The sequence below is a fragment of the Herbaspirillum sp. LeCh32-8 genome (genome assembly GCF_017814915.1).
In the GTDB taxonomy this organism is placed as follows: Bacteria; Pseudomonadota; Gammaproteobacteria; order Burkholderiales; family Burkholderiaceae_D; genus Herbaspirillum.
In genome coordinates this window covers 483856-504952 of record NZ_JAGIPZ010000001.1, presented here as the reverse complement: position 1 = coordinate 504952, position 21097 = coordinate 483856, and the positions used below count along the sequence as shown (strand labels likewise).

The 21097-nt window shown below is 65.0% G+C and carries 18 protein-coding genes and 1 tRNA gene; 5 read left to right on the top strand and 14 right to left on the bottom strand.

The genetic code is table 11. The features are described from left to right. Positions 1–151: 151 nt before the first annotated feature. The 4 genes from J8I26_RS02380 to J8I26_RS02365 form a co-directional block, all read right to left on the bottom strand. Positions 152–228, bottom strand: a tRNA-Pro gene (locus tag J8I26_RS02380). 102 nt (positions 229–330) lie between these two features. Beyond that, positions 331–597, bottom strand: coding sequence for a hypothetical protein (locus tag J8I26_RS02375; protein WP_209603680.1), 267 nt, complete (start codon positions 595–597; stop codon positions 331–333). A 192-nt stretch (positions 598–789) separates the two neighbouring features. Further along, a complete protein-coding gene (locus tag J8I26_RS02370; protein WP_209603678.1) occupies positions 790–1650 on the bottom strand; it encodes a hypothetical protein in 861 nt (286 codons plus the stop codon). A 265-nt stretch (positions 1651–1915) separates the two neighbouring features. Then, entirely contained in the window at positions 1916–2140 is a 225-nt protein-coding gene (locus J8I26_RS02365) for a hypothetical protein (protein ID WP_209603676.1), read from the bottom strand. Between the two features lie 297 nt (positions 2141–2437). Here J8I26_RS02365 and J8I26_RS02360 point away from each other — a divergent pair, with 297 nt between their 5' ends. Next, positions 2438–3601, top strand: coding sequence for a glycerate kinase (locus J8I26_RS02360; protein ID WP_209603674.1), 1164 nt, complete (start codon positions 2438–2440; stop codon positions 3599–3601). A gap of 353 nt (positions 3602–3954) precedes the next feature. Here J8I26_RS02360 and J8I26_RS02355 read toward each other — a convergent pair whose 3' ends face one another. The 5 genes from J8I26_RS02355 to J8I26_RS02335 all read right to left on the bottom strand — a co-directional run bounded on the left by J8I26_RS02355 (position 3955) and on the right by J8I26_RS02335 (position 9303). Further along, the gene (locus tag J8I26_RS02355; protein WP_209603673.1) at positions 3955–4965 is read right to left on the bottom strand and encodes an LLM class flavin-dependent oxidoreductase; all 1011 of its coding nucleotides are present in this window, start codon (positions 4963–4965) and stop codon (positions 3955–3957) included. A 129-nt stretch (positions 4966–5094) separates the two neighbouring features. Further along, positions 5095–6315: an acyltransferase gene (locus J8I26_RS02350; protein WP_209603672.1), complete on the bottom strand. Its 1221-nt coding sequence runs from the start codon at positions 6313–6315 to the stop codon at positions 5095–5097. 251 nt (positions 6316–6566) lie between these two features. Next, entirely contained in the window at positions 6567–7643 is a 1077-nt protein-coding gene (locus J8I26_RS02345; RefSeq protein ID WP_209603671.1) for a glycosyltransferase family 2 protein, read from the bottom strand. Between the two features lie 56 nt (positions 7644–7699). Next, a complete protein-coding gene (gene galE / locus J8I26_RS02340) occupies positions 7700–8731 on the bottom strand; it encodes a UDP-glucose 4-epimerase GalE (protein ID WP_209603670.1) in 1032 nt (343 codons plus the stop codon). 29 nt (positions 8732–8760) lie between these two features. Continuing rightward, complete coding sequence (locus tag J8I26_RS02335; RefSeq protein WP_209603669.1) at positions 8761–9303, bottom strand: serine acetyltransferase; 543 nt, start codon at positions 9301–9303, stop codon at positions 8761–8763. A gap of 435 nt (positions 9304–9738) precedes the next feature. Here J8I26_RS02335 and J8I26_RS02330 point away from each other — a divergent pair, with 435 nt between their 5' ends. The 3 genes from J8I26_RS02330 to J8I26_RS02320 are packed head-to-tail and all read left to right on the top strand — an operon-like array spanning position 9739 to position 13045. Continuing rightward, on the top strand, positions 9739–11076 hold the full coding sequence (locus J8I26_RS02330; RefSeq protein ID WP_209603668.1) for an oligosaccharide flippase family protein: 1338 nt from the start codon (positions 9739–9741) through the stop codon (positions 11074–11076). Then, the gene (locus J8I26_RS02325) at positions 11073–12074 is read left to right on the top strand and encodes a polysaccharide pyruvyl transferase family protein (RefSeq protein WP_209603666.1); all 1002 of its coding nucleotides are present in this window, start codon (positions 11073–11075) and stop codon (positions 12072–12074) included. The genes J8I26_RS02330 and J8I26_RS02325 overlap by 4 nt, the downstream gene beginning before the upstream one ends. Before the next feature lie 11 nt (positions 12075–12085). Continuing rightward, positions 12086–13045 carry a beta-1,6-N-acetylglucosaminyltransferase gene (locus J8I26_RS02320; RefSeq protein ID WP_245200090.1) on the top strand — a complete coding sequence of 320 codons (960 nt, stop codon included), beginning with the start codon at positions 12086–12088 and terminating at the stop codon, positions 13043–13045. Positions 13046–13142: 97 nt separating this feature from the next. Here the strand turns inward: J8I26_RS02320 and J8I26_RS02315 are convergent, their stop codons facing one another. Genes J8I26_RS02315 through J8I26_RS02300 form a run of 4 tightly spaced genes read right to left on the bottom strand, consistent with a single transcriptional unit; the run spans position 13143 to position 17211 of the window. After that, entirely contained in the window at positions 13143–14558 is a 1416-nt protein-coding gene (locus J8I26_RS02315; protein WP_209603662.1) for a mannose-1-phosphate guanylyltransferase/mannose-6-phosphate isomerase, read from the bottom strand. Between the two features lie 2 nt (positions 14559–14560). Beyond that, complete coding sequence (locus J8I26_RS02310) at positions 14561–14800, bottom strand: hypothetical protein (RefSeq protein WP_209603660.1); 240 nt, start codon at positions 14798–14800, stop codon at positions 14561–14563. Between the two features lie 43 nt (positions 14801–14843). Beyond that, positions 14844–16037, bottom strand: a complete 1194-nt coding sequence (locus J8I26_RS02305) for a WecB/TagA/CpsF family glycosyltransferase (RefSeq protein ID WP_348635266.1) — start codon at positions 16035–16037, stop codon at positions 14844–14846. Beyond that, entirely contained in the window at positions 16024–17211 is a 1188-nt protein-coding gene (locus J8I26_RS02300) for a glycosyltransferase family 2 protein (protein ID WP_209603658.1), read from the bottom strand. The genes J8I26_RS02305 and J8I26_RS02300 overlap by 14 nt, the downstream gene beginning before the upstream one ends. Before the next feature lie 355 nt (positions 17212–17566). Here J8I26_RS02300 and J8I26_RS02295 point away from each other — a divergent pair, with 355 nt between their 5' ends. Further along, entirely contained in the window at positions 17567–18925 is a 1359-nt protein-coding gene (locus J8I26_RS02295) for an Atrophin-1 multi-domain protein (RefSeq protein WP_209603656.1), read from the top strand. Between the two features lie 66 nt (positions 18926–18991). Here the strand turns inward: J8I26_RS02295 and J8I26_RS02290 are convergent, their stop codons facing one another. Further along, the gene (locus J8I26_RS02290; protein WP_348635265.1) at positions 18992–21085 is read right to left on the bottom strand and encodes an acyltransferase family protein; all 2094 of its coding nucleotides are present in this window, start codon (positions 21083–21085) and stop codon (positions 18992–18994) included. Positions 21086–21097: the final 12 nt, after the last annotated feature.

Sequence of the window (21097 nt, the reverse complement as noted above, 5' to 3'; positions counted from 1 at the left end):
TCCGTGGTGATCAGATAACGCGCGGCGCAACGGCCTTGCGGACATGGAATTGTGTGTTTGTGTAACGCCGGCCCGCCGGCAAACCGCAGCAAATATAGAGCCGAAAAACAGAAAAGGGTTACAAGCAAAAGCTTGTAACCCTTTGATTTCTTGGTCGGGACGGAGTGATTCGAACACTCGACCCCTTGCACCCCATGCAAGTACGCTACCAGGCTGCGCTACGCCCCGACTGAAGCTAGCTATTATAGCAGCCCATATGTTTTTTGTTCAACTGTTTCTCAGAACCATTTAAATATTTTATTGAATGAGCCTGACAACCCAGCCCTGCACTTACTTCGCACGCCGGCGGCCGCGTCGCTGATCCCCGGCGCGCACGATGTGCATCTCCTCGTCCTCGGGCTCCTCGACATATCCCTGCGGCGTGCGGCGGAAGACTTCCTTGCCGGCGCGCGTCAGGTTGAAGGCGCCGCCCAGATTGGGAATCCCCAGCCCCTTCGAGACCACGCTCTTGACGATGCCGCCCGGGATGATGCGGAATTCGCCCTTGAACACACTGTACATCCAGCGCAATTCTTCGCCTGTGAGTTCGTTATTCATACTGCCCTCTCTTTTCCCCACGGAAACCTGGAGAAATCCTAGCACGAAATATTTTGTTTTTCCCTAAGGAAATTCCCGGGAGGGCCAGAAAGCGCCTGCAATCTTGGCAGCCCGCCAACGAAACGTTGGTTTTTCGGCGGGCGGCGCGACAGGCAATGCCATGACGGCAAGAAAAAGAGGGGCAAAGGCGAATCAGCCGCCGCTGCGGAAGAATTCGTCCATCAGGAAGCTTTGCAGGCCGCGCGTGTCGGACGGGCGCGCCGACAACACCACTACCCGCCCCAGGCGCTGCGAATCCCAGTTGAAGTCGCCCGAATAGTATTTGCGGATCAGCGCGATCATGCTGTTCACGACGGCCAGCTCGACGTTGCCGCCCGGGCCGGCATCGACGTCTATCAACTGCCTCTGGCTACGGCGCTGGTCGCTGGTCCAGCCGCGGAAGGTGTACTGCGCCACGCGCGGCCCCTTGCTGACGATCTCAAACACGCCGTTAGTGCCGCGACCACGGCGCTCCTGGAAGGCGATGTTGGCCTTGGCGATGTCATTGGCGGAGGGATTTTCCGCCGCGCGCGCGGCTGCGTTCTCGGCAGCGGCGGATTGCTCCTCCGCCTGGCGACGTTCGCGGTTGCGGTTGATCATGGAGCTGAAGTCCATCTCGGGGGCGGCTTGCGCCACCGGCGGGGTGTTGCCGTCCGGCGTGATCGGCGCCGGCGTGGCGCGGGCGGTTTCGGTACGGCTCGCAGGCGGGGAATTGCGCTTGGCCGCAGGCTTGACGGCCTGCTTCTTCGGCGGCGCCGGGGCCTTTTTGGGCGGCTCCGGCTGGGCCTTGGGCACATCGGGCTTGGGCGCCGGCGTCGGCGGGGTGACGAAAGTCACCTGCAAGGGCGCGTCCGGTTTGCCGGAACTATCCAGTCGCGGCGGCTCGTTCAGCTTGGCGCGCAGGACCATGAACAGCACGCCGTGGATCAGCACCGACAGCACCAGTCCCAGCACGGTGCGGCGCCGCGTGCGGGAAACGGTGTCTGTACGGGTGAACGAACTGAAAAAACTCATACCTTGCGGCGGCGGATTCCTGATGGTTGGCTGGCGCCTGGCGGCGTGCGGGAACGTTCTTCAAGCGGGGAGAAACTGCAAGAACAGGCCGGGACATCGCCCGCCGGCGGGCCCGATGCCCACGAGCGCATCGTCCCTGCTTTACTTGCCCGGCCCCTTGTCCGTCCCTGACGCGGCCAATTTTTTGAACGCAATATTTTACCGTTTTTTGGCCGTCTTTCAGGCGGGCGGTTCCCCCTATTTTTGCCGCGTCAGGCAGCCGCCCTTAATGGCGCCAGCGGCCGTGCCCGCCCCAACCGCCGCCATAACCGAAATACACCGAAGTGGACGGATAGGAATAGTAAGGATAGTAGGCAGGATACGTCGGATAGGCGGGATACGTCGGGTAAGCCTGCGCGCCGTAATACGGGTCATAGGGCACCGCCACGCAGCCGCCCAGCAGCAGCGCTGCGGCAACCGGAATGACGATACGGATCAGGAAAGGCTTCATGGCAATGCTCCTCCGGCGCGCACTGGCGCCAATCTGAGGACTATCGCGCAGCCGGGACGCGGCAGCCACCGCCCTTACCTTTTGTTACGCGACGCTTGCAGCCCGCCTGCGCCTTGCCGCGCGGCAAACCAAGGATTGGTCGCCGCCGTCTCTACTGTTTATACCTGCAGGGCCATAATCGGATAAGGCTCTGCTTATATAATGGCCCGACCCTGGCGCACGCGCGCCCACGATAACAAACAGAGAGACTCCCGCAATCCGGCCCGCGCAGCGCGCCGCCGCCAACGATCTACGCCCATGACCAACACCAGCACATCGCCCCGCCCGCCCGTCGTCGTCATCGCCCCTGACTCCTTCAAGGGCTCGCTCACGGCCGAAGAAGTCGCCAGCGCCATCGGCGCCGGCATCCAGGCCGCCATTCCCGGCGCGCAGGTGCGCCTGCGCCCGATCGCCGACGGAGGTGAAGGCACGCTGGACGCACTGATGCATGCCGGCGGCGAACGCCTGACGATCTCCTGCCGCAATGCCGCCGGCCAGTTCGCCGATGCACCGGTGGGCATCCTCAAGGATGGCAGCGCGGTGATCGAGTCTGCCGCCATCGTCGGCCTGACCGACCCCGCCGGCACCGCCATCCCGGTGGAGCAGCGTAGCACCCTGGGCCTGGGCGACGCCATGCAAAAACTGCTGGACCGCGGCGCGCGCCACTTCCTGGTCGGCCTCGGCGGCAGCAGCACCAACGACGGCGGCGCCGGCCTGTTGGCCGCGTTGGGCGTGAAGTTCTTCGACGCCGCAGGCGACGCGGTGGCGCCGCAGCCGGCCCTGCTGCACAAGGTCGCCAAGGTGGATGCTTCGGGCGTTGACGCCCGCATCAGAGAAGCGAAGATCGTCGCCATGTCCGACGTCGACAATCCGCTGTGCGGCGAGATCGGCGCCACCGCCGTATTCGGCCCGCAAAAAGGCGTGACGCCGGAACAGGTCGCGCCATTGGATCGCGCGCTGGCGCACTTCGCGCAGGTGCTGGAAAAGGAAATGGGCCGCTCGGCCGCCGGTTCGCCCGGCGCAGGCGCGGCCGGCGGCCTGGGGTATGCGCTGCTGATGCTGGGCGCGCAATTCCGCTCGGGCGCGGAAACCGTGGCCGACCACATCGGCTTGGACGACGCCCTGGCCGGCGCCGACTGGCTGATCACCGGCGAAGGCCGCAGCGACGCCCAGACCCTGCACGGCAAAGCGCCCTTCATCGCCAGCCAGCGCGCACGTCGCGCCGGCGTGCCAACCACCCTGCTCTCCGGCGGCATCGACCGCAAATCGCTGGCCGAGCTGCAGGGCAGCTTCTCCGGTTGCTTCTCCATCGTGTTCGGCCCCGGCAGCCTGCAAGATGCGATTGCCGACGCGCCCGAGCTGCTGCGCGCCAGCGCCGAACAAATCGCCCGACTGTGGCAAACCGCCGCCGGCGGCAAGTAAGCTCAGCGACATTCCACAGGCCGCCGACTTGTTCACACAAACCGGGGACAGGCCTGTGGAAAAGCTGAGGAAAAACGCCTCAAGTCATTGATCCGAAAACGTTTTCCACGGACGGCGCAGATGCGTGCAGCAGCTGCTTTTTGCGTCGCCCGCCGGGTGAAAACCCTCTGAATACTGCGCTCGCTGCACGCGCTTTCCCACCCTCGCCTCCCCGTGCGGACTTATCCCCAGAAAATGGGGGCAAGCTTGTGGAAAACCCCGGGATGATCTTTCCAAGTCCTTGATCCGGCTGCGCTTTTTCATGCCGCGCGCGGTGGATGCCGCAGTAAACACATGTACCGCGCGCCAGCGCCTCAGGCGGCGACTTGCAGCTCGAACGCCTGCGCCAGCAATTCATAGGAGCGCATGCGCGCCTGATGGTCATAGATGATGCTGACCGCCATCACCTCCGAGGCGCCGTAGGCCGCGGCCACCGCTTCGATCTCTTCGCGCACGCGGTGCGGGCTGCCGACGATGGCGCGGCGCCCTGGCGGCAGGCTGTCGATGGGCAGTTGATGCTGCTCGAAAAAGCGCAGCGCGGTGTCCACCGACGGGATCTTGTCCAGCCGCCGACCGGTGTGCATGTGGATCAGGCGCATGGCGTAGCTGCTGGCCAGCAGCCTGGCCTCCTCGTCGGTATCGGCGCAGATCACCTGCACGGCCACACCGCTATGCGGTGCCGCCAGCGCATCCGAAGCGACGAAGTCGCGATGATAAGCCGCGCACACAGGCTCGCCGGCAGCCTGGATGAAGTCGGCAAACATGTAAGGCAGGCCCAGCTCGGCGGCCCAGATCCCGCTTTGCGGCGAGGATCCCAGCAACCAGGTCTGCGGCGACTCCGGACGGCCCGGCAGATCGGCCAGCCGCGCATAAGGATGTTCGGCCGGCACGCGATCCCACTGATAAGCCAGGAGCTCGTTCAACTGCTCGAAGAAATCGTCGGGTGGACGCTGGCGACGGTCGCGTTGCAGCGCCGAGGCGGTCAGCGAATCGCTGCCCGGCGCGCGGCCCAGTCCCAGATCGATGCGCCCCGGGTACAGGCCCGACAGCATGCCGAAGGATTCCGCCACCTTCAGTGCGCTGTAGTGCGGCAGCATCACGCCGCCGCTGCCCACCCGCAGGCGTTGCGTGGCGGCGGCGATCGGGCCGATCAGCACCTCCGGGCTGGCGCAGGCCAGCGACGTGCTACCGTGGTGCTCTGCCACCCAGTAACGGTAAAAGCCGAGCCGGTCGGCCAGCTGCGCCAGCTCCAACACATTGCGCAGCGCCTGCGCGCTGCTGACGCCTTCGGACACCGGGGCCTGATCAAGGACGCTGATCTTCATTGCAGTTCCATCGAGAGAAAACAGGAAGCGACGATAGCAGCAATCGCGATTACGCGTGCGCCGTGGCCTCGCCAATAAAAAAGCCCGGCGCTGCCGGGCTTTTTTCTTTCGCGGCAGCCGTACTGCCCATCAACCGGCGTCGGCATTGACGCGAGTCACGGCGGCGCGTGGGCGCGTGCCGCCCACCGCCTTCACCACCTTGCGGCCCAGATGGATGCCATAGGTCTCCACCGTCCGGAACAGTCCCCACGAAATCAGATAGACCGGCGGCAGCACCAACGCCAGGCACAGCAGGAAGCGCAGCGGCGACGGCAGCGCCACGTAGTCCGCACGCCCGGCCAGCGTACCGGCCACCGGCAGCAGGATAAGCAGATGCAGCAGGTAGGTGCAATAGGAGGTATCGCCCAAAAAGCGCGCCACCCGGCCCGACAACTTGCCGCGCAACCATGCGACAGGCCGCGCCAGCAGCGCACTGCCCGGCAGGCTGCCGTCGTTCATCAGATAGAACATGCCGACCACGATGCACAGCCTGCACAGGATCTGGATGCGAGGCTCGCCGGCGTGGAGATGACGACCGACCAGCGCCCAGATCACCATCATCGCCAGCGCCGCCGCCAGCGCGCGCGTCATCGCGCCGTTCTGGCGGCCGATGGCGATCCACATGCCTGCCATGAAGACGCACAACTTCATGCCGATGAACGCCGGCATCTCGAAACTGGCGAAGTAACCGGGAAACAGGAACCACGTCGCCACGCACAGCGCCAGCGCGCCGAAGGTGCCGGCGTAGGCGCCCAGCCGCAGCACGGCCAGCATCACAAACGGGAACACCAGATAGAACTGCATCTCCAGTCCGATCGACCAGTCCGGCAAGGCCGTGCGAAAAGCGTAATCCGGCAGGACGCCGAAGGCGAAGCTGAAGTGCGCCAGGAAGTTGATGGCGCTGTCATCCAGATAGCGGCGCAGCGGCGTGGCGGTGTTCGGCCAGATGGCGGCGATCGCCGAGCGGCCGTCGGCCAGCATGCCGCCGATGCCCACCGCGACGATCAGCAGCAGGTAGTACAGCGGCGCGATACGGAAGAAACGGCGCAGCCAGAACAGAACGAAGGTACGCGACTCGCCCCAGGGCTCGGCCTGGCGTCGCAGGAAGTAATTGTGCGCCATCAGGAAGCCCGACAGCAGCATGAACAGGTCCACCGCAATGCCGCCCCACGACAGCACCGGCAAGTCGCGCAGGCCCGAGAGGATCTGCACGTGCGAGGCCAGCACCCAGAACGCGGCTAGGCCGCGCAGGCCGTCCAGCCAGGGAAGGTGCGCCTGTTTGGACGCGGGCGTTGATGAGGAGTCGGTCATGGCGCGGTACCTCTGCAGTCCGGTGGATGGGTGAATCGGTGTGATCGGGAGCGGCTTGGCGCAGCTCGGCAGGACGCCGGCCCAAGAAAGGCGATACGCGACAGACTGCGCATACGCGCGGGCGGTTCCCACGGCCGGGCTTGGCTGCGCGGGGCCCTGCTCCGCGGGCGCACAATTGGGCTGAAAATCGGGCTGAAGATATCGGGCCGCAGCTCAGCAGCGCAACGCTGCATCCACACGCCCGCCATCACTTACGCCGGCACCTCCGCCGGCGCGCTCATGCGCCGCTTGCCCGGGAAGCGGCGAATCAGCCAGGAGCGCACCGCGTTCCACTCGCCGGTTTCCGGCACATTGCCGCTTTGGAAGAAGAAATAGCGCCACAGCAGCGAGACTTCATTGCGGGTGGTGGCCAGCTTGCGGAAGGTCAGCTCGCGCTCGACCTCCGGCGAATAGTCGAAGCCTTCGCGCACGCTGGCGGCCATGCGTTCGAACTCGGCCGAGAAGTCGCTGCGGCCGTCGATATCGAACAGCAGGCCGCCGTGGTTGCAGAACGGCGCCGGGTCGAAGTACTTGACGTCATGCATCAGCGAGAAGGCATGCGCCAGGTAGCGCGACACCTGCAGCGACACGGTCATCTGCTCGTCGAAGCGCTTGGCGCTGACGTTGTTGCCGTGCCAGCGGTACTTGATCAGCTTCTCCGGTACGTTGTTGCACTTGCCCTGGATGCCGAGCTGGCCGAACAGGTAATAGTCCTCGGCAAGGTTCTTCACGGTCATGCGGCGTTCTTCCGGGAACAGCTTCAGGAAGTCCACGCCGTAACGGATGCCCGCCTTCTGCACTTCGGTGAAGTCGAGCATCGCGGTCGGGTGCGCGATCGGGTTGCGAAACAGGCTGGCCGCGCCCACGCGCTTGCCGCCGATGGGCATCTTCATGTCGCCGATGGGCGCACCCTGGGCGTCGATCACGTCGGCCTGGCCGCCGATGGCCATGCATTCGGGATGGCTCTCGAAGGCCGCCAGCGAAATCTCCATGCGACGCGGGTAGCAGATGTCGTCGGCGTCATGTCGCATCACGTAGCGGCAGTCGCTGATCTCCAGGCCCTTGTTGAGCAGGCCGGACAAACCGTCCGCCTCCGGGAAGCTATGCAGCTCCACGCGCGGATCCTTCTCGTGGTAGCGCTCGGCCATCTCGCGGCTGCCGTCGGTGGAGCCGTGGTCGAGCACGATGAGGCGCCAGTCCCGGTAGGTTTGCGCAAGCACGCTGTCCAGCGATTCCGCCAGAAAATCCACGCCGTTCTTTACCGGAAGCAGGACGTCGATGGTCGCCATAAATGAAACTCCTGAGTGTCAGCCTGAGATGAAATGGAGGAAGACCGAGGCGCGCCTCAGGCGGCCTCGTTCTCCGACAGTTGTTTGGCCAGCGCCTGCCAGCGCCAAGTGTCGGCGCACATCGCCTCCACTCCGCGCTGCGCGCGCCAGCCCAGTTCACTCTGCGCGCGCTGGGTGGCGGCGTAGCACATCGCGATGTCGCCGGGACGGCGCTCGGCCAGCTGGTAAGGCAGCGTCTTGCCGCAGGCTTTTTCGAAGGCGGCCAGCATTTCCAGCACGCTGTTGCCGCGGCCGGTGCCGAGGTTGTAGACGTAGACGCCGGGGCCGTCTTCCAGCTTGCGCAAGGTCTTCAGGTGGCCCAGCGCCAGGTCGACCACGTGGATGTAGTCGCGCACGCCGGTGCCGTCGGTGGTCGGGTAGTCGCTGCCGTAGACCGACAGCGCGGCGCGGCGGCCGTCGGCCACCTGCGCGATGAAGGGCAGCAGGTTGTTGGGGATACCGCTGGGGTCTTCGCCAATCAGGCCGCTCTCGTGCGCGCCGACCGGGTTGAAGTAGCGCAGCAGCGCGATGCGCCAGCTCGGATCGGACTTGTGCAGGTCGCCCAGGATCTGCTCCACCATCAGCTTGCTGCGGCCATAGGGGTTGGTGGCCGAGAGCGGAAACTCTTCCGTGATCGGCACGCTGGCCGGATCGCCGTAGACCGTGGCCGAGGAGCTGAACACGATGTTCTTCACGCCGTGGCGCCCCATCGCCTCGAACAGCACATTGCTGCCGTTGACGTTGTTGTCGTAGTAGCGCAGCGGCTGCGCCACCGATTCGCCCACCGCCTTCAGGCCGGCGAAATGGATCACGGCGTGGATCTTGTATTCATTGAAGATGCGGTCCAGCACCTCCGGATCGCGGATGTCGCCCTGCACGAAATGCGGCTTGCGCCCGGCGATCTGTTCCACCCGGTCGATCACGCTGGCGCGGCTGTTGCAGAGGTTGTCCAGCACGACCACGTCATAGCCGGCATGGATGAGCTCGACGCAGGTGTGGGAACCGATGTAACCGGCGCCGCCGGTAACCAGGATGGTGGAACTCGTCATTGTGGATTCCTTGTCAGGACTTGTTGGGGTCAATTCTTCAGGGCAAGCGCTTCCTTGCCCACATCCTTGGTCACGATGCGCGCCGGCGCGCCCACCGCAGTAGCGCCCGGCGGCACGTCGTCCAGCACCACCGACATCGCGCCGACCTTGCCGCCGTCGCCGATATGCACTGCGCCGAACACCTGGGCATAGGCGCCGAACTCGACGTTGTCGCCGATGACCGGCACCGACCCGCCTTCACGGCGGTTGCCAATGGTCACGCCCTGGCGCAGCGTGCAGCCGGCGCCGATCACCACCTCGCCGTGCAAGAAGATATTGCCGAAGTGCCAGATGCGTAGCCCGGGGCCGATCTTCGCGGTACGCGGCAGGCTGATGCCGAACGCGGTCTCGACGAAGCGAAACGCGATCCAGTACAGCGCGTTGTGCACCTTCCTGGTCAATCCCGGGGGACGGGCCTCGATACGACGGCCCCAGCGATAGACCCAGATGGCCCAGATCGACTGTTCCTTGAGGAAGGGACGGCGCATGTTGTATCGCAACAAATCTGCTTCCCAGTCGGTGTCTCTGCTCATGGCGAATGTTTCCTATCGGACATCGACAGGCCGGTGTGGCCCGCTTTCATTTTTATAGATACAGGGAGCTCTGCGGGACACAAAAAGTTCTGCGAACCGGGAATTATTTTCGGTAACAGCATCTCAAAGCTTGCGGTTTTATCTCGTCAATAACCGATGTGCGCCGCAACAATTTGAAACATTCACGGCGCTGGCCCGAGGGTGTCCACGACCCGCAAGGCGCATTCCCCCTCGGGGGAGCTGCACTTCCAGTGCGCTTCATCCGCTTTCAGATAAAGCAATATCAGGCGGCCGCATTCGCAACAAAGCAAACGAGGAATACAGGCAACAGGCATCGCGTGCAGGCAGCCCGGCGCAAGCTCAGCAGGCGCAGCCGGCGACAAGCCCGGGCGCAGGTATTCCACCCGTTGAAGTCATTACTACGCCAAAAGCCGAATGTCATTCAAAGAAATCGTCAAATCCTCGGGCAAGACCCTGCTTACCACGGTGGGGGTCACCGCCATTGGCTTCTTCATCTCCGTGCTCACAGCGCGCATGCTGGGGCCGGAAGGCCGCGGCCTGTTGTCGGGCGCGGTGCTGATCGTCACGCTCTCCAGTTCGGTGGCCGCCTGCGGGCTGGCCTTCAGTTACATCTATCACCGCGGCGCCGGGCAACGTTTTCACCAGAAGCGCTTCGTGTTCCTGTCGGCGCTGTTCATCGGCCTGCTGGCGGCGGTGCTGGCGCTGGGCGGCCTGCTGTTCAACCATGACCCGCAACTGCGCGGACACATGGCGCTGATCACCGGCTTCGCGCTGGTGACGGCGCTGCAGAACTACCTGGTCAACCTGACTCAGATGCAGCCCAGCCTGAGCTTCCTCAATGTGACCCGCATCGTCGGCGTGTTCCTCAACCTGGCGGCGCTGGTGTTGCTGTTCCTGGCGTTTCGTCCGGTCGAATTCGTCTACGTGCTGATCGGCCAGCTGGTCTGCGCGCTGACGCTGATCGCGCTGTGCCTGCACTGGGCCGGCAAGAACGTGTTCCAGCCGGTGACGCTTGCGCCGGATGCGCAGCCGCCGCGCGACGCCTCCACCGGTCACCTGCTCAAATACGCCTTTAACCAGCACGGCACGGTGCTGATCGGCCTGGCGCTGACCAACTTCGACAAGGTCTACCTGCTCAAGGTCGGCACCATCGTCGAGTTCGGCTACTACTCGCTGGCCTTCACCACCTCGCGCCTGATCGGCGTGCTGTTCGACGCGATGAACACGGCGCTCTATTCGCGCTACGCCGGCAAGGATGAGAAAGAGCTGACCCACAGCATCAACATCGCCTTCCGCCTGACCTTCCTGCCCATGATGGCGCTGGCCGGCATCGGCGCCCTGCTCTCGCCCTGGCTGATTCAGCTGGTCTACGGCCCCAAGTTCGCGTCCGTCACGCCGACCTTCTGCGTGCTGATGTTCGAGTGCGTGGTCTCCGGCGCCGGCTGGACCCTGGCGCAGCGCTTCAACGCCGCCGGCCGCCCGGGCCTGGTGCTGGTGCGCCAGCTGATCTCGGTGCTGCCGGTGGTGGCGCTGCTGCCCTTCCTGCCCAAGGAAAACATCTCGGTCTACCTGGGCCTGCTGATGTTGCTGGGCGCGTCGCTGCGCATGGCCATCACGCTGGCGATCTATCCCTACGTCCTGAAGGAGCCGGTGCCGCGCCTGTTCCCTTCGCGGGACGAGCTGCAAAAAGGCTGGTCCATGATCAAGGCGCGCCTGCAAGCCCGGCGCGTAAGCAAAGGAGAACCCGTATGAACACCATCGCCGGCGGCCTGCCGCGCCAGGACCTCACACAAGAAAAGACCACCATGCAGAAACACCAGGAGATCATGCAGGACCTCAAGCTGCACCATGAAGCGATTGCCGCGATGCTCAAGGGCCAGCGTTTTCATTACATCGACATCCCGGTGCACGACAACATCGGCGACCTGCTGATCATGCTTGGCACAGTGCGCTTCTTCAAGGACCACGGCCTGACGCCGGCCACCGTGTCCAACACCTATTACTTCGACCACAAGTGGGTGCGCGCCAACGACATCCTGGTGTTCCACGGCGGCGGCAACTTCGGCGACATCTACGGCAACATCCATGCACTGCGCGAAAAGCTGATCTCGGCCTTCCCCAACAACCGCATTATCCTGATGCCGCAGACGCTGTTTTTCTCTTCCCCTGAGGCGCGCGCCAGCTCGGCGCAGGTGATCCGCCGCCATCCCGACCTGCACCTGTTCGTGCGCGATACGGTCTCGGAAAAGATGGCGCATGAATTCACCGACAAGGTCTACCTGGTGCCCGACATGGCGCATCACCTGTACCCGATCCAGTACGCCGGCGGCGCCGCCCAGGGCAATGTGCGCATCCAGCGCGTCGACCCGGAAAAACCGAAGACGCCGGACAGCCTGCGCGACCTGCCGATCCGCACCACCACCGACTGGGTCGAAGTGATCGGCGACGAGCGTAAGCTTATGACGCTCTTCGCCAAGCTCGAATGGCGCTTCGACCGCTACGGCTGGGATCGCGCCCTGACCCGGCTGGCGCTGTGGTTCTGGGTGCCGGTGTCGCGCCGCTTCGTGCGCAAGGCGGTGCGCCTGTTCGCCGACCACGAGACCATCGTCACCGACCGCCTGCACGGCCACATCCTGTCCTGCCTGATGGACAAGAAGAACATCGTGATCGACAACAGCTACGGCAAGAATTCCACCTACATGAACCAGTGGACGCGCGAAAGCCCGCTGACCACCCTGGTCAAGGAGTAAAGGACGTGACGATGAAGATTGCCTACCTGATCCTTGCGCACAACAATCCGAAGCTGCTGGCGCGGTTGGTCGGCGAGCTCTCCAGCGAGCACGCCAGCTTTTTCGTGCACATCGACAGCAAGGCCGACATCTCCATCTTCAGCGCATTGAAGGACATGCCGCGCGTGTACTTCTGCGAGCACCGCATCAACGGCGCCTGGGCCGATTTCTCGCTGGTGCAGGCCACGCTGGACATGATGGCCATGGCGATGCGCCACGACTCCGGCTTCAACCGTGTGGTGCTGTTGTCCGGGGCAACGCTGCCGGTGCAGCCGACCGGCTATATCGAAGACTTCTTCGCGCGCCAGCCGGACGCCAATTTCATGGAAGCCTTCGCCATGCCCAACGAGCAGTACGGCAAGACGCTGGGGCGCTTGCAGCACTACTGGCTGCGCCGCGCCAAACCGATGCTGCGCCTGAAGTGGAACCTGCAAGACCTGATCAACAAGTACGCGCCGCTGCGCGACTACCAGGCTGCGTTGGGTGAGCTGCAGCCGATGGCCGGCTCGCAGTGGTGGGCCATTACCGGCAAGGCCTGCCATTACATCCTGGACTATGTCGCCGAGCACCCGCGCTTCGTGCGCTTTTCGCACCACGTGGATTGCTCGGACGAATTCTTCTTCCAGACCATCCTCGGCAATTCCCATTTCGCCGGCACGCTCGCTCCCAGCATTACCTACACCAACTGGCGCCCCAACCAGATGAGCCCGGACACGCTCAAGGAACTCCACCTTGAACACTTCGCCCAGCCGGTGGTGATGAACTCGGCCAACCACAATTGCCCGCTGCCGGGCGGCGAGGTCCTGTTCGCCCGCAAGTTCGACGAAAAGCCCTGGGAAGTGGTCGAGGCCCTGTTTGCTGCGAACCACCGCAAGGCCCGCGCGGAAGGACCGGTCGTGATGGATATCCCGGTAGCGGCCATCAACAACTGAACCGGCGGCGTCCCGCTGCGGCAACCGGCTGCAGCGATGATTCAGCCATAAAAAAAGGAGAGCCTCGGCTCTCCTTTTTTACTTCCAGGCACCCTGCTCAGGCGCGCTTGTAGACGTCTTCAAAACGCACGATGTCGTCCTCGCCCAGGTAGCTGCCCGACTGCACCTCGATCAGGTGCAGCGGCAGCTTGCCCGGGTTCTCCAGGCGGTGGGTGACGCCGATGGGCAGGTAGATGGACTCGTTCTCGCTCAGCAGCGTGACCTCTTCGCCGCGCGTGACCAGCGCCGAGCCGCTCACCACCACCCAATGTTCGGCGCGGTGGTAATGCATCTGCAGCGACAGCTTCTCGCCCGGTTTGACGATGATGCGCTTGACCTGGAAGCGCTCGCCCTCGTCCACGCTCTCATAGCTGCCCCAGGGGCGGAACACGCGCTTGTGGTGAATATGCTCGCTGCGCTTGCTGTTCTTGAGCGTGTCGACCACGCCCTTCACATCCTGGGCCTTGTCCTTGTGCGCCACCAGCACCGCGTCGTCGGTCTCGACGATCACCAGATCGTCGACGCCCAGCACCGCCACCATGCGGCTTTCAGCGCGCACCAGCGTGTTCGAGACGCCGTCCAGGTGCACATCGCCGCGCACCACGTTGCCGTTGGCGTCGGCCGGCATCACTTCCTGCAATGCGCTCCAGGAGCCGACGTCGCTCCAGCCGATGTCGGCCGGCACCACCACGGCGCGCTTGGTGTTCTCCATCACGGCGTAGTCGATCGACTCCGAGGGCGAGGAGGCAAAGGCCGACTCGTCCAGGCGGCAGAAGTCGAGGTCGGCGTAGGCCTTGGACACGGCCTCCTTGACCGCGGCGGCGATCAGCGGACGATGCTGTTCCAGCTCGTCCAGGAAATCGCGGGCGCGGAACAGGAACATGCCGCTGTTCCAGTAGTAGCGGCCGTCATCGAGGAAAGCCTGGGCGCGCACGGCGTCCGGCTTCTCGACGAAGCTGTCGACGGCGAAGTTGCCGGTGTCGCCATGCGCCTCGCCGCGCAGGATGTAGCCGTAACCGGTTTCCGGCTTGGACGGCTGGATGCCGAAGGTCACCAGCGCGCCCTGCTCGACCGAGACCATGGCGCGGCGCACCGCTTCATGGAAGGCGGCGCGATCCTTGATCACGTGGTCGGCCGGCAACACCAGCATGACCGCCTCGGGATCCTGGCGCAGCAGCTGGAAGGCGGCGGCGGCCACGGCCGGCGCGGTGTTCTTGCCCTGCGGCTCAAGCATGATGGCGTGCGGGCGCACGTCGATCTCGCGCATCTGCTCGGCAATCATGAAGCGGTGCTCGTTGCCGCAGACCAGCACCGGCGCCAGCGCTTCCGGCCAGGCGCAGACGCGGGTGACGGTCTCCTGCATCATGGTCTGCTCGCTCACCAGCGGCAGCAGCTGCTTGGGATAGGCGGCGCGCGACAGCGGCCACAGGCGGGTTCCGGCGCCGCCGGACAGGATGACGGGATAGATCTTCATATTCAGGCCCTCCAGGCTTGTTCCGGCGCGCCGGGCTGCTGCAGGCAGCCGTCGTGCGCCGTCTTCCAATGGGTGTCTTGTTGTTGGGCATGCAGCGCCGCTGCAATGCCGAATTCAATGGGATCGGGGAAAGCCGACAACGTACCGCGAGTGTACTCGAAGCGGCCGCTTAGAACCAGTCCCGAATCGGCGCAAACCGCGTCCCGGGGCGGCATTGCGGCCGGTGAAATGATTGCTTTCATGCATACCTCAACGCTGATGGTGAATGAATGATCGGCGCCGCGCTCAGGCCAGCGGCTGCAGCAGATAGTCGGCGCAATGCAGCGCGAACTGCCGACGCAGCGGCGCGCCGGGGTTGATCACCGCCCACGGCCGCCCACGCGCCACGCAGTCGCCGTACAGCAGCATCAGCGACGCCAGCGCCGCGCCGTCGATGTGGCTGACCTTGGCGCAGTCGACCACCACCGGCTCGTCGGCTGCGGCGGCCTGCTTCAACACTTGGCGCAGCTTGGCGATATTGGGGGCGCCGATGGCGCCGGAGAGCAACAGTTCGCAATCGCCGCGATCGCGGCGGCACTGCATCCCGGCTTCCTCGTAATCGGTGGCGGCAGGCCGGCGGCGGCGCGACTCCCAGGCGCAGGGCAGCACGCGCCAGGCCAGCAGGTTCAACAGCGCCACGCCGTCGTCCCAATAACGACGCCACAGCTTGGGTTCTTCCTTGATGCGCCACAGCCATTCCAGGCCGGTCTTTTGCGCCCATACCGGCGCGCGCGACACGGTGCCGGCGACGAAATTGACCACCGCGCCCAAGTGACTCACCAGCGGCGCCTTCAATTGCTTCAGGTTGTGCTGGATCCAGGCCTGGCCCTTCTTGGCGCCCAGCGCCACCACCAGGAAATCGGCGCCGCTGTCGTTGATGCGGTTGATGGTGTCGGCATCGCTCATCTGCTCGATGGTGCCGAAACCCGGCGAAGCGAAGCCCACGCTGCGCATGGCCGAGGGCTCGGCGTTGAGGCGCTCGGCGGCGGCCTCGGCCACGCCCGGCGGGCCGCCGAAGAAATACACGCGCATCTGGCGTTCGGAGGCGCCGGCCTTGCGTTCGCGCAGCGCCTGGAACAGCGATGAGCCGGCCACCCGTTCGCGGATGGGCAGGCCCTGCGCCTTGGCGATCCACACCAGCGGCATGCCGTCGGCGATCGACAGGTCGCTTTGGATCACCGAATTGCGGAAGGCCGCGTCGTCCATGCACGCCACCGCGAAGTTCAGGTTGGGCGTGGAAAGAAAGCAGCGACGCCCGGCCGCAGCCGCGTTGCGCATGATGCCCCCGGCCTGCTCCAGGCTGACCCGGTCGAACGGCAGGCCGAGGATGCAGTAGACGTCGCGGTCGAAGTTGGACAGCGATTGCGGCAGGGATTGCGCGCTGTCGGCCGACGCGGCCAACAGCGAAGGATCCAGCGCCTGAGCGTTATTCAGAGTCACGTTTTGACCTCACCCATTCCACCTGGCGGTTGAACAAAAATTTGAAATAGAGCGGCAGCTTGCGCGCCACGTAACCGAAAGCGGACAACAGCTCGCCCAGGCTCAGCACCTGGCGGCCGAAGCCCGACCAGGCCAGCATCACCGACGCGCCGATCGCCAGCAGCAGCACGCTGGCCAGCGCCAGCGGCCAGGACCAGGCGAACAGCAGCGCACCCAGCAGCGCCACGCACCAGCCCGCCACCACCAGCATCACCAGCAGCGCCAGCGGCGGCACGCACAGATCCAGCGCCAGCGCGGCCAGCGCGCCGTTGCCGGTCTTGACCGCACCGGCCAGCAGGCGCGGCACGTAACTCATGATTACGCTCAAATGCCCATGTTCCCAGCGCGTGCGCTGGGTCTGGGCGCCACTCTCGCTGCTGGGGAAGAAGCTGTAGACCATCGCATCCGGGCAGAACAATGGCGCCTGGCCGCTGCCGGCCAGGTCCACGCCCAGCTTCATGTCTTCGACGATGTGGCCGTTGGCCAGCTCGGCGCTGCGGATCTGCTCCCAGGTGAAGGCCATGCCGGTGCCCATGAGCTGGCACGGCTGGCCCAGCTTCTGGAAGCCCAGCGGGCGCACCAGGTTCTTCACCACCCAGGCGAATTCGGCGATGCGGCGCATCGGGCCGGCGCTTTCCGGCGCGTGCATCAGGTACAGCGCCTGCACCGGACGACCGCTGTGCGCGCACACGCGGGCGATGCGGTCCAGCGCGCCCTTGCCCAGCAGGCAGTCGGCGTCGACCATGATCAGCACCTCGGGCGGCTGCGCCGACAATTGGCGGATGCCGTGGTCCAGCGCGTAGCCCTTGCCGCGCAGCGCGTCGTGAAAACGTTCACTCACCTCGGCCCCGGCCGATCGCGCCAGCACTGCGGTGGTATCGGAACAATTGTCGGCCACCACCAGCACGCGGTCGCCCGGCAGCAGCTGGTCGCGAATGCCGCGCACCACCTCGGCGATGCCGGCGGCCTCGTTGTGCGCCGGCACCAGCACCGCGATGCCGGGACGGCGCTGGCTGCCCGGCGACAGGTGCGCGCGCCCGAAGCGCGCCACCATCACCTGCACCAACAGCACCACAACGGGCACGGTCAGCAACAGAAGAGCCAATAACAGGAGATATTGCAGTGCAAGGATCATGGTCGATCTTTCATTAACAGACGCCTTGACGGCATACTCGCAATGTCAGGCGGAACCTCGGCCTCAGCGGTTGTCGAAGAGGCTTGCGGGTTCATGCCGCATCGCATCTATTTTTGGAGAGCTCATCATCGAAAAAATTCCACATGAATCTCCACAACCGCAAAAGAATTCGAAACGCAGATCGTTTCACGCGGTCAATGCATCGTGGTCGCCGACATCGGCCGACCGCATCCGCAAGCGCAGCGCCAGCCCAACATAACAAGAAGTCGCCTTCTTCTCCTCATCCCACTTTCATCACAAAGGAGCAATGATGCAACCTCAACCACGCGCACTTCGGTTACTTCCGGCGGTCGTGATGCTGAGCACCGTCTGGGCTTGCACCTCGGCCGTGGCCGACGACTGGGGCACCTATCGCAAACCGTTTGCGGCGGACTCCCTGTGGAACAGCCGCCCGGTCAACCCGACCTTCGGCGAGGACGTCATCCCGACCTCGAGCTACTTCCCGGCGATCACCGCCAATGCCTACTCCACCGGCGTGTTCCTGGCCTCGCCGCAAGACCCGGCGGTCACCGTGACCGGCGCCTCCGGCAGCAAGGGCCTGTTCAATACCGACGACGAGAACTATCACGACGTCACCATCCCGCACTGGCCTGCCGCCGCCAAGCCGGCGCCCGGTTCGGACGGTCATGCCGACATCGTCGACCCGGCCAACAACATCATCCATTCGTTCTGGCAGCTCAAGCAGCAAGGCACGCAATGGACCGCCGCGCAGTATTCATGGGCGCCGCTGAACGGTCGCGGCTGGCCCGATCCCGGCCATTACTATCAAGGCGCGCGCGCCACCGGCGTGCCGGCCTCGGGCGGGCTGATCCGCACCCACGAGGTGGCGGAAAAGCCGGAGTACTATGCGCACGCGCTGGCGATGTCGCTGACCTTCAACGGCCTCTCGGCCAACCCGACCTACGTGTTCCCGGCCACCTCGGCCGACACCAACGCCGCCAAACTCAACAGCGGCAAATTCCCGGAAGGCGCGCTGGTGATGCTGCCGCCGTCCTTCAACACCAGCCAGCTGACCGACCCCGAGCTGCGCCGCGTGGCCGAGACCCTCAAGCGCTACGGCGCCTACATCGTCGACGCCAACACCGGCACGCCCTTCGTCATCTATGCCGAGATCGGCGCCGGCTACAACCTGCATCCCAACGGCTGGAACAACACCGTGGCCAGCGAGCTGCAGGTCATCCGCGCCGCCCTGCGACGTGTCACCGGCGCATCGGGCTGGATCGACGGCAACGGCAAGACCTTCACGCCGACGCAAAACCTCAACCTGCTGTCCATGCGCGGCACCTGGACCCAGCAATCCGGCAGCGCCCTGGGCAAGTACAGCTCCTGGGACCAGGCCGTGGTGTTCCCGGCCACCACCACGGTCTCGGAAGTGGTCAACTACAGCAACCGCGGCATGAACGCGGTGACCTGGGCCAAGCCGGTCATGGGCGCCACCTACAAGATCACCGCCCGCACCACCGGCGGCGCCAAGCTGCGCTTCTCGGTGTATGACCAGGCGGCCGGCAAGATGACGGTTGACACCGGTTATCTCGACAACGGCCAGAGCAAGACCTTCACCTGGACCGCCACCACGCCGGCCCTGGCGATCTACGCCAGGAGCGGCACCAGCGGCGTCTCCAGCGCCGGCGGCGAATTGCTGAAGGCGGACTGAAGCAACACCGCCCGACGGCACCACCCGCAACGCAGCCCCGCCCTCCTCACGGACGGCGGGGTTTCTTCATTGCGCCGGCTGCGCCTGTTGCTGCGGCCGCGCCGGTGCTTGCGCAGCCGGCAACAGGCCCTGCTGCTGCATCGTGCCCAGCAAGTACGTCGACGCGGCCAGGCTGACGTGCTGGGTGTCGTTGTACAGGTAGGCGTCGCCCTGCTTGGCGCGGCACATGCCGTCGCGACAGAACAGCGACTCGGGATTGAAGAAGGCTGCCGCCGGATGACGCCGCTGCAGCTCGGCAACGGCGGCGTCGTAGTCCTTGCGGATGCTGCGGTGCTCGGCCTGGGTAAAGGCACATTCGCGCGAGACGCCGTCCTCGAAGCGGTTCACGCAGGAGTGCGGATCGAGCTTCAGGTAAGGCACGTCGGTCACGAACACCACCCGCTTGCCGGCCTTGGCGAAGCTGTCGATCAGCGCGCCGTAGCCGGACAGGAAGGCCTCGCGCGCGCTCAAGGTCCGGCCGTCGACGGCATACTCGGACGGGCGGTCCAGGTTGTCGCGCGGATAGGCGCCGCTGATGACCACCGTGCTGATCGAGGGCAGCTTGCCGGCCACCGAGATCGCTTCATTGGCAATCGCCGTGCAGTTGTTGGACCAGCGCAGCAGGTGCGTGGCCTGGTACGGCAGGTTGGGATAAACGCGGCAGGCGTGGCCGGCCACCATGATGGCAGGCATGTTCACCTGGCGCGAGAAGATCGCCGAGTGCAGCGCCATGACGTGACTGTCGCCGACGAACAGGGTCTGCGGCGCGGCCGAGTTGGACAGGCACACTTCTTCATCCACGCCGTTGAGCCGGTTCAGGCGGCTGCAGCTGCCGTCGGAATTGCGCGAGCCCTCGAAGATGTCGTTCTGGGACAGGTAGTCCAGCTTCTTGTTGAGCGCGCGCTGGTCGTAGCCGTCGTTCTTGTAGATGGCCATCCCGCCCAGTCCCACAGCTACATTGACGGCCAGCAGCGCCAGCACCACGCGCATGTTGCCGGAGCCGCGCAGCGGCCGCTCGATGAACAGGAAGGTCAACCAGGCCAGCAGCACGCCGCCCGCCAGCGCGGCGGCGCGCACCGCCAGCGGCGCGGTCTGGCCCTCGATGATGGTGGCGAACGCCAGCAGCGGCCAGTGCCACAGGTAAAGCGGATAGCTGATCAGGCCGATCCACACCATCGGCTTGCTGGCCAGCACGGTGCGGTTGAACCAGGCCTCAGGCCCGGCCGACAACAGCAGGAACGCACCGATCGCCGGCAGCAGCGCCCACCAGCCCGGGAAGGCGCGCGAACCGTCCATCAAGGCAAAGCCCACCACCAGCAAGCCCACACCCAGCCAGGCCTGCAGGTTCTTGTAGTGGCGGTTGAGGTCTTGCCGGTGCAAAGTGATGTAGCCCAGCGCGCCGCCCACCATCAGCTCCCAGAAGCGCGCCAGCGGCGAGTAGAAGGCAGCCGTCTGGTCGTGCCCGATCAGGTAGATGTTGACCGCGAACGACAGCGCGGCGATCACGCCCATGATGCCCAGGAAGCCCCAGCGGCGCTTCCAGACAAAGGCCAGCAGGAGCGGCCAGAACAGGTAGAACTGCTCCTCGATGGCCAAGCTCCACAGGTGCAGCAGCGGCTTGGTCTCGGCCGAGTTGTCGAAGTAGCCGCTCTCGCGCCAGAACAGGAAGTTGGAGATGAAGGTCGAGCCGCCGAACAGGTGCTTGCCCAGCTGCTTGTATTCGTCGGCGAACAGCACCACCCAGCCCGCGGCCATGCACAACGTCATCACCGTCATCAGCGCGGGGAAGATGCGCTTCACCCGTCGCACGTAAAAGTCGATGATGGAGAAGCGCCCGTGCTCCAGGTTGTTGAAGATGATCAGCGAGATCAGGAATCCTGAGATCACGAAGAAGATGTCCACGCCGATAAAGCCGCCCGCGAACCACTCCGGGAAGGCGTGGAAGATCACCACCGAGCCGACCGCGATGGCGCGCAGGCCGTCGATGTCGGGACGGTATTTGGGATGCAGCCCCGGATGGGGGGACTGGATCGCGGCGGGCGCGACCTCCCCTGCCGCTTCCCCGTGGCGGCCCTTCAGGTTTGCCGGTTGTCCGGCATCATTTTTATTGATCAGTAACACGTCAATGCCTCC

What these genes read in the sequence shown, in the direction of transcription:
- J8I26_RS02375 (WP_209603680.1), bottom strand. Translation starts at nt 597, where the DNA reads ATGAATAACGAACTCACAGGCGAAGAATTGCGCTGGATGTACAGTGTG.
- J8I26_RS02370 (WP_209603678.1), bottom strand. Translation starts at nt 1,650, where the DNA reads ATGAGTTTTTTCAGTTCGTTCACCCGTACAGACACCGTTTCCCGCACG.
- J8I26_RS02365 (WP_209603676.1), bottom strand. Translation starts at nt 2,140, where the DNA reads ATGAAGCCTTTCCTGATCCGTATCGTCATTCCGGTTGCCGCAGCGCTG.
- J8I26_RS02360 (WP_209603674.1), top strand. Translation starts at nt 2,438, where the DNA reads ATGACCAACACCAGCACATCGCCCCGCCCGCCCGTCGTCGTCATCGCC.
- J8I26_RS02355 (WP_209603673.1), bottom strand. Translation starts at nt 4,965, where the DNA reads ATGAAGATCAGCGTCCTTGATCAGGCCCCGGTGTCCGAAGGCGTCAGC.
- J8I26_RS02350 (WP_209603672.1), bottom strand. Translation starts at nt 6,315, where the DNA reads ATGACCGACTCCTCATCAACGCCCGCGTCCAAACAGGCGCACCTTCCC.
- J8I26_RS02345 (WP_209603671.1), bottom strand. Translation starts at nt 7,643, where the DNA reads ATGGCGACCATCGACGTCCTGCTTCCGGTAAAGAACGGCGTGGATTTT.
- galE (WP_209603670.1), bottom strand. Translation starts at nt 8,731, where the DNA reads ATGACGAGTTCCACCATCCTGGTTACCGGCGGCGCCGGTTACATCGGT.
- J8I26_RS02335 (WP_209603669.1), bottom strand. Translation starts at nt 9,303, where the DNA reads ATGAGCAGAGACACCGACTGGGAAGCAGATTTGTTGCGATACAACATG.
- J8I26_RS02330 (WP_209603668.1), top strand. Translation starts at nt 9,739, where the DNA reads ATGTCATTCAAAGAAATCGTCAAATCCTCGGGCAAGACCCTGCTTACC.
- J8I26_RS02325 (WP_209603666.1), top strand. Translation starts at nt 11,073, where the DNA reads ATGAACACCATCGCCGGCGGCCTGCCGCGCCAGGACCTCACACAAGAA.
- J8I26_RS02320 (WP_245200090.1), top strand. Translation starts at nt 12,086, where the DNA reads ATGAAGATTGCCTACCTGATCCTTGCGCACAACAATCCGAAGCTGCTG.
- J8I26_RS02315 (WP_209603662.1), bottom strand. Translation starts at nt 14,558, where the DNA reads ATGAAGATCTATCCCGTCATCCTGTCCGGCGGCGCCGGAACCCGCCTG.
- J8I26_RS02310 (WP_209603660.1), bottom strand. Translation starts at nt 14,800, where the DNA reads ATGAAAGCAATCATTTCACCGGCCGCAATGCCGCCCCGGGACGCGGTT.
- J8I26_RS02300 (WP_209603658.1), bottom strand. Translation starts at nt 17,211, where the DNA reads ATGATCCTTGCACTGCAATATCTCCTGTTATTGGCTCTTCTGTTGCTG.
- J8I26_RS02295 (WP_209603656.1), top strand. Translation starts at nt 17,567, where the DNA reads ATGCTGAGCACCGTCTGGGCTTGCACCTCGGCCGTGGCCGACGACTGG.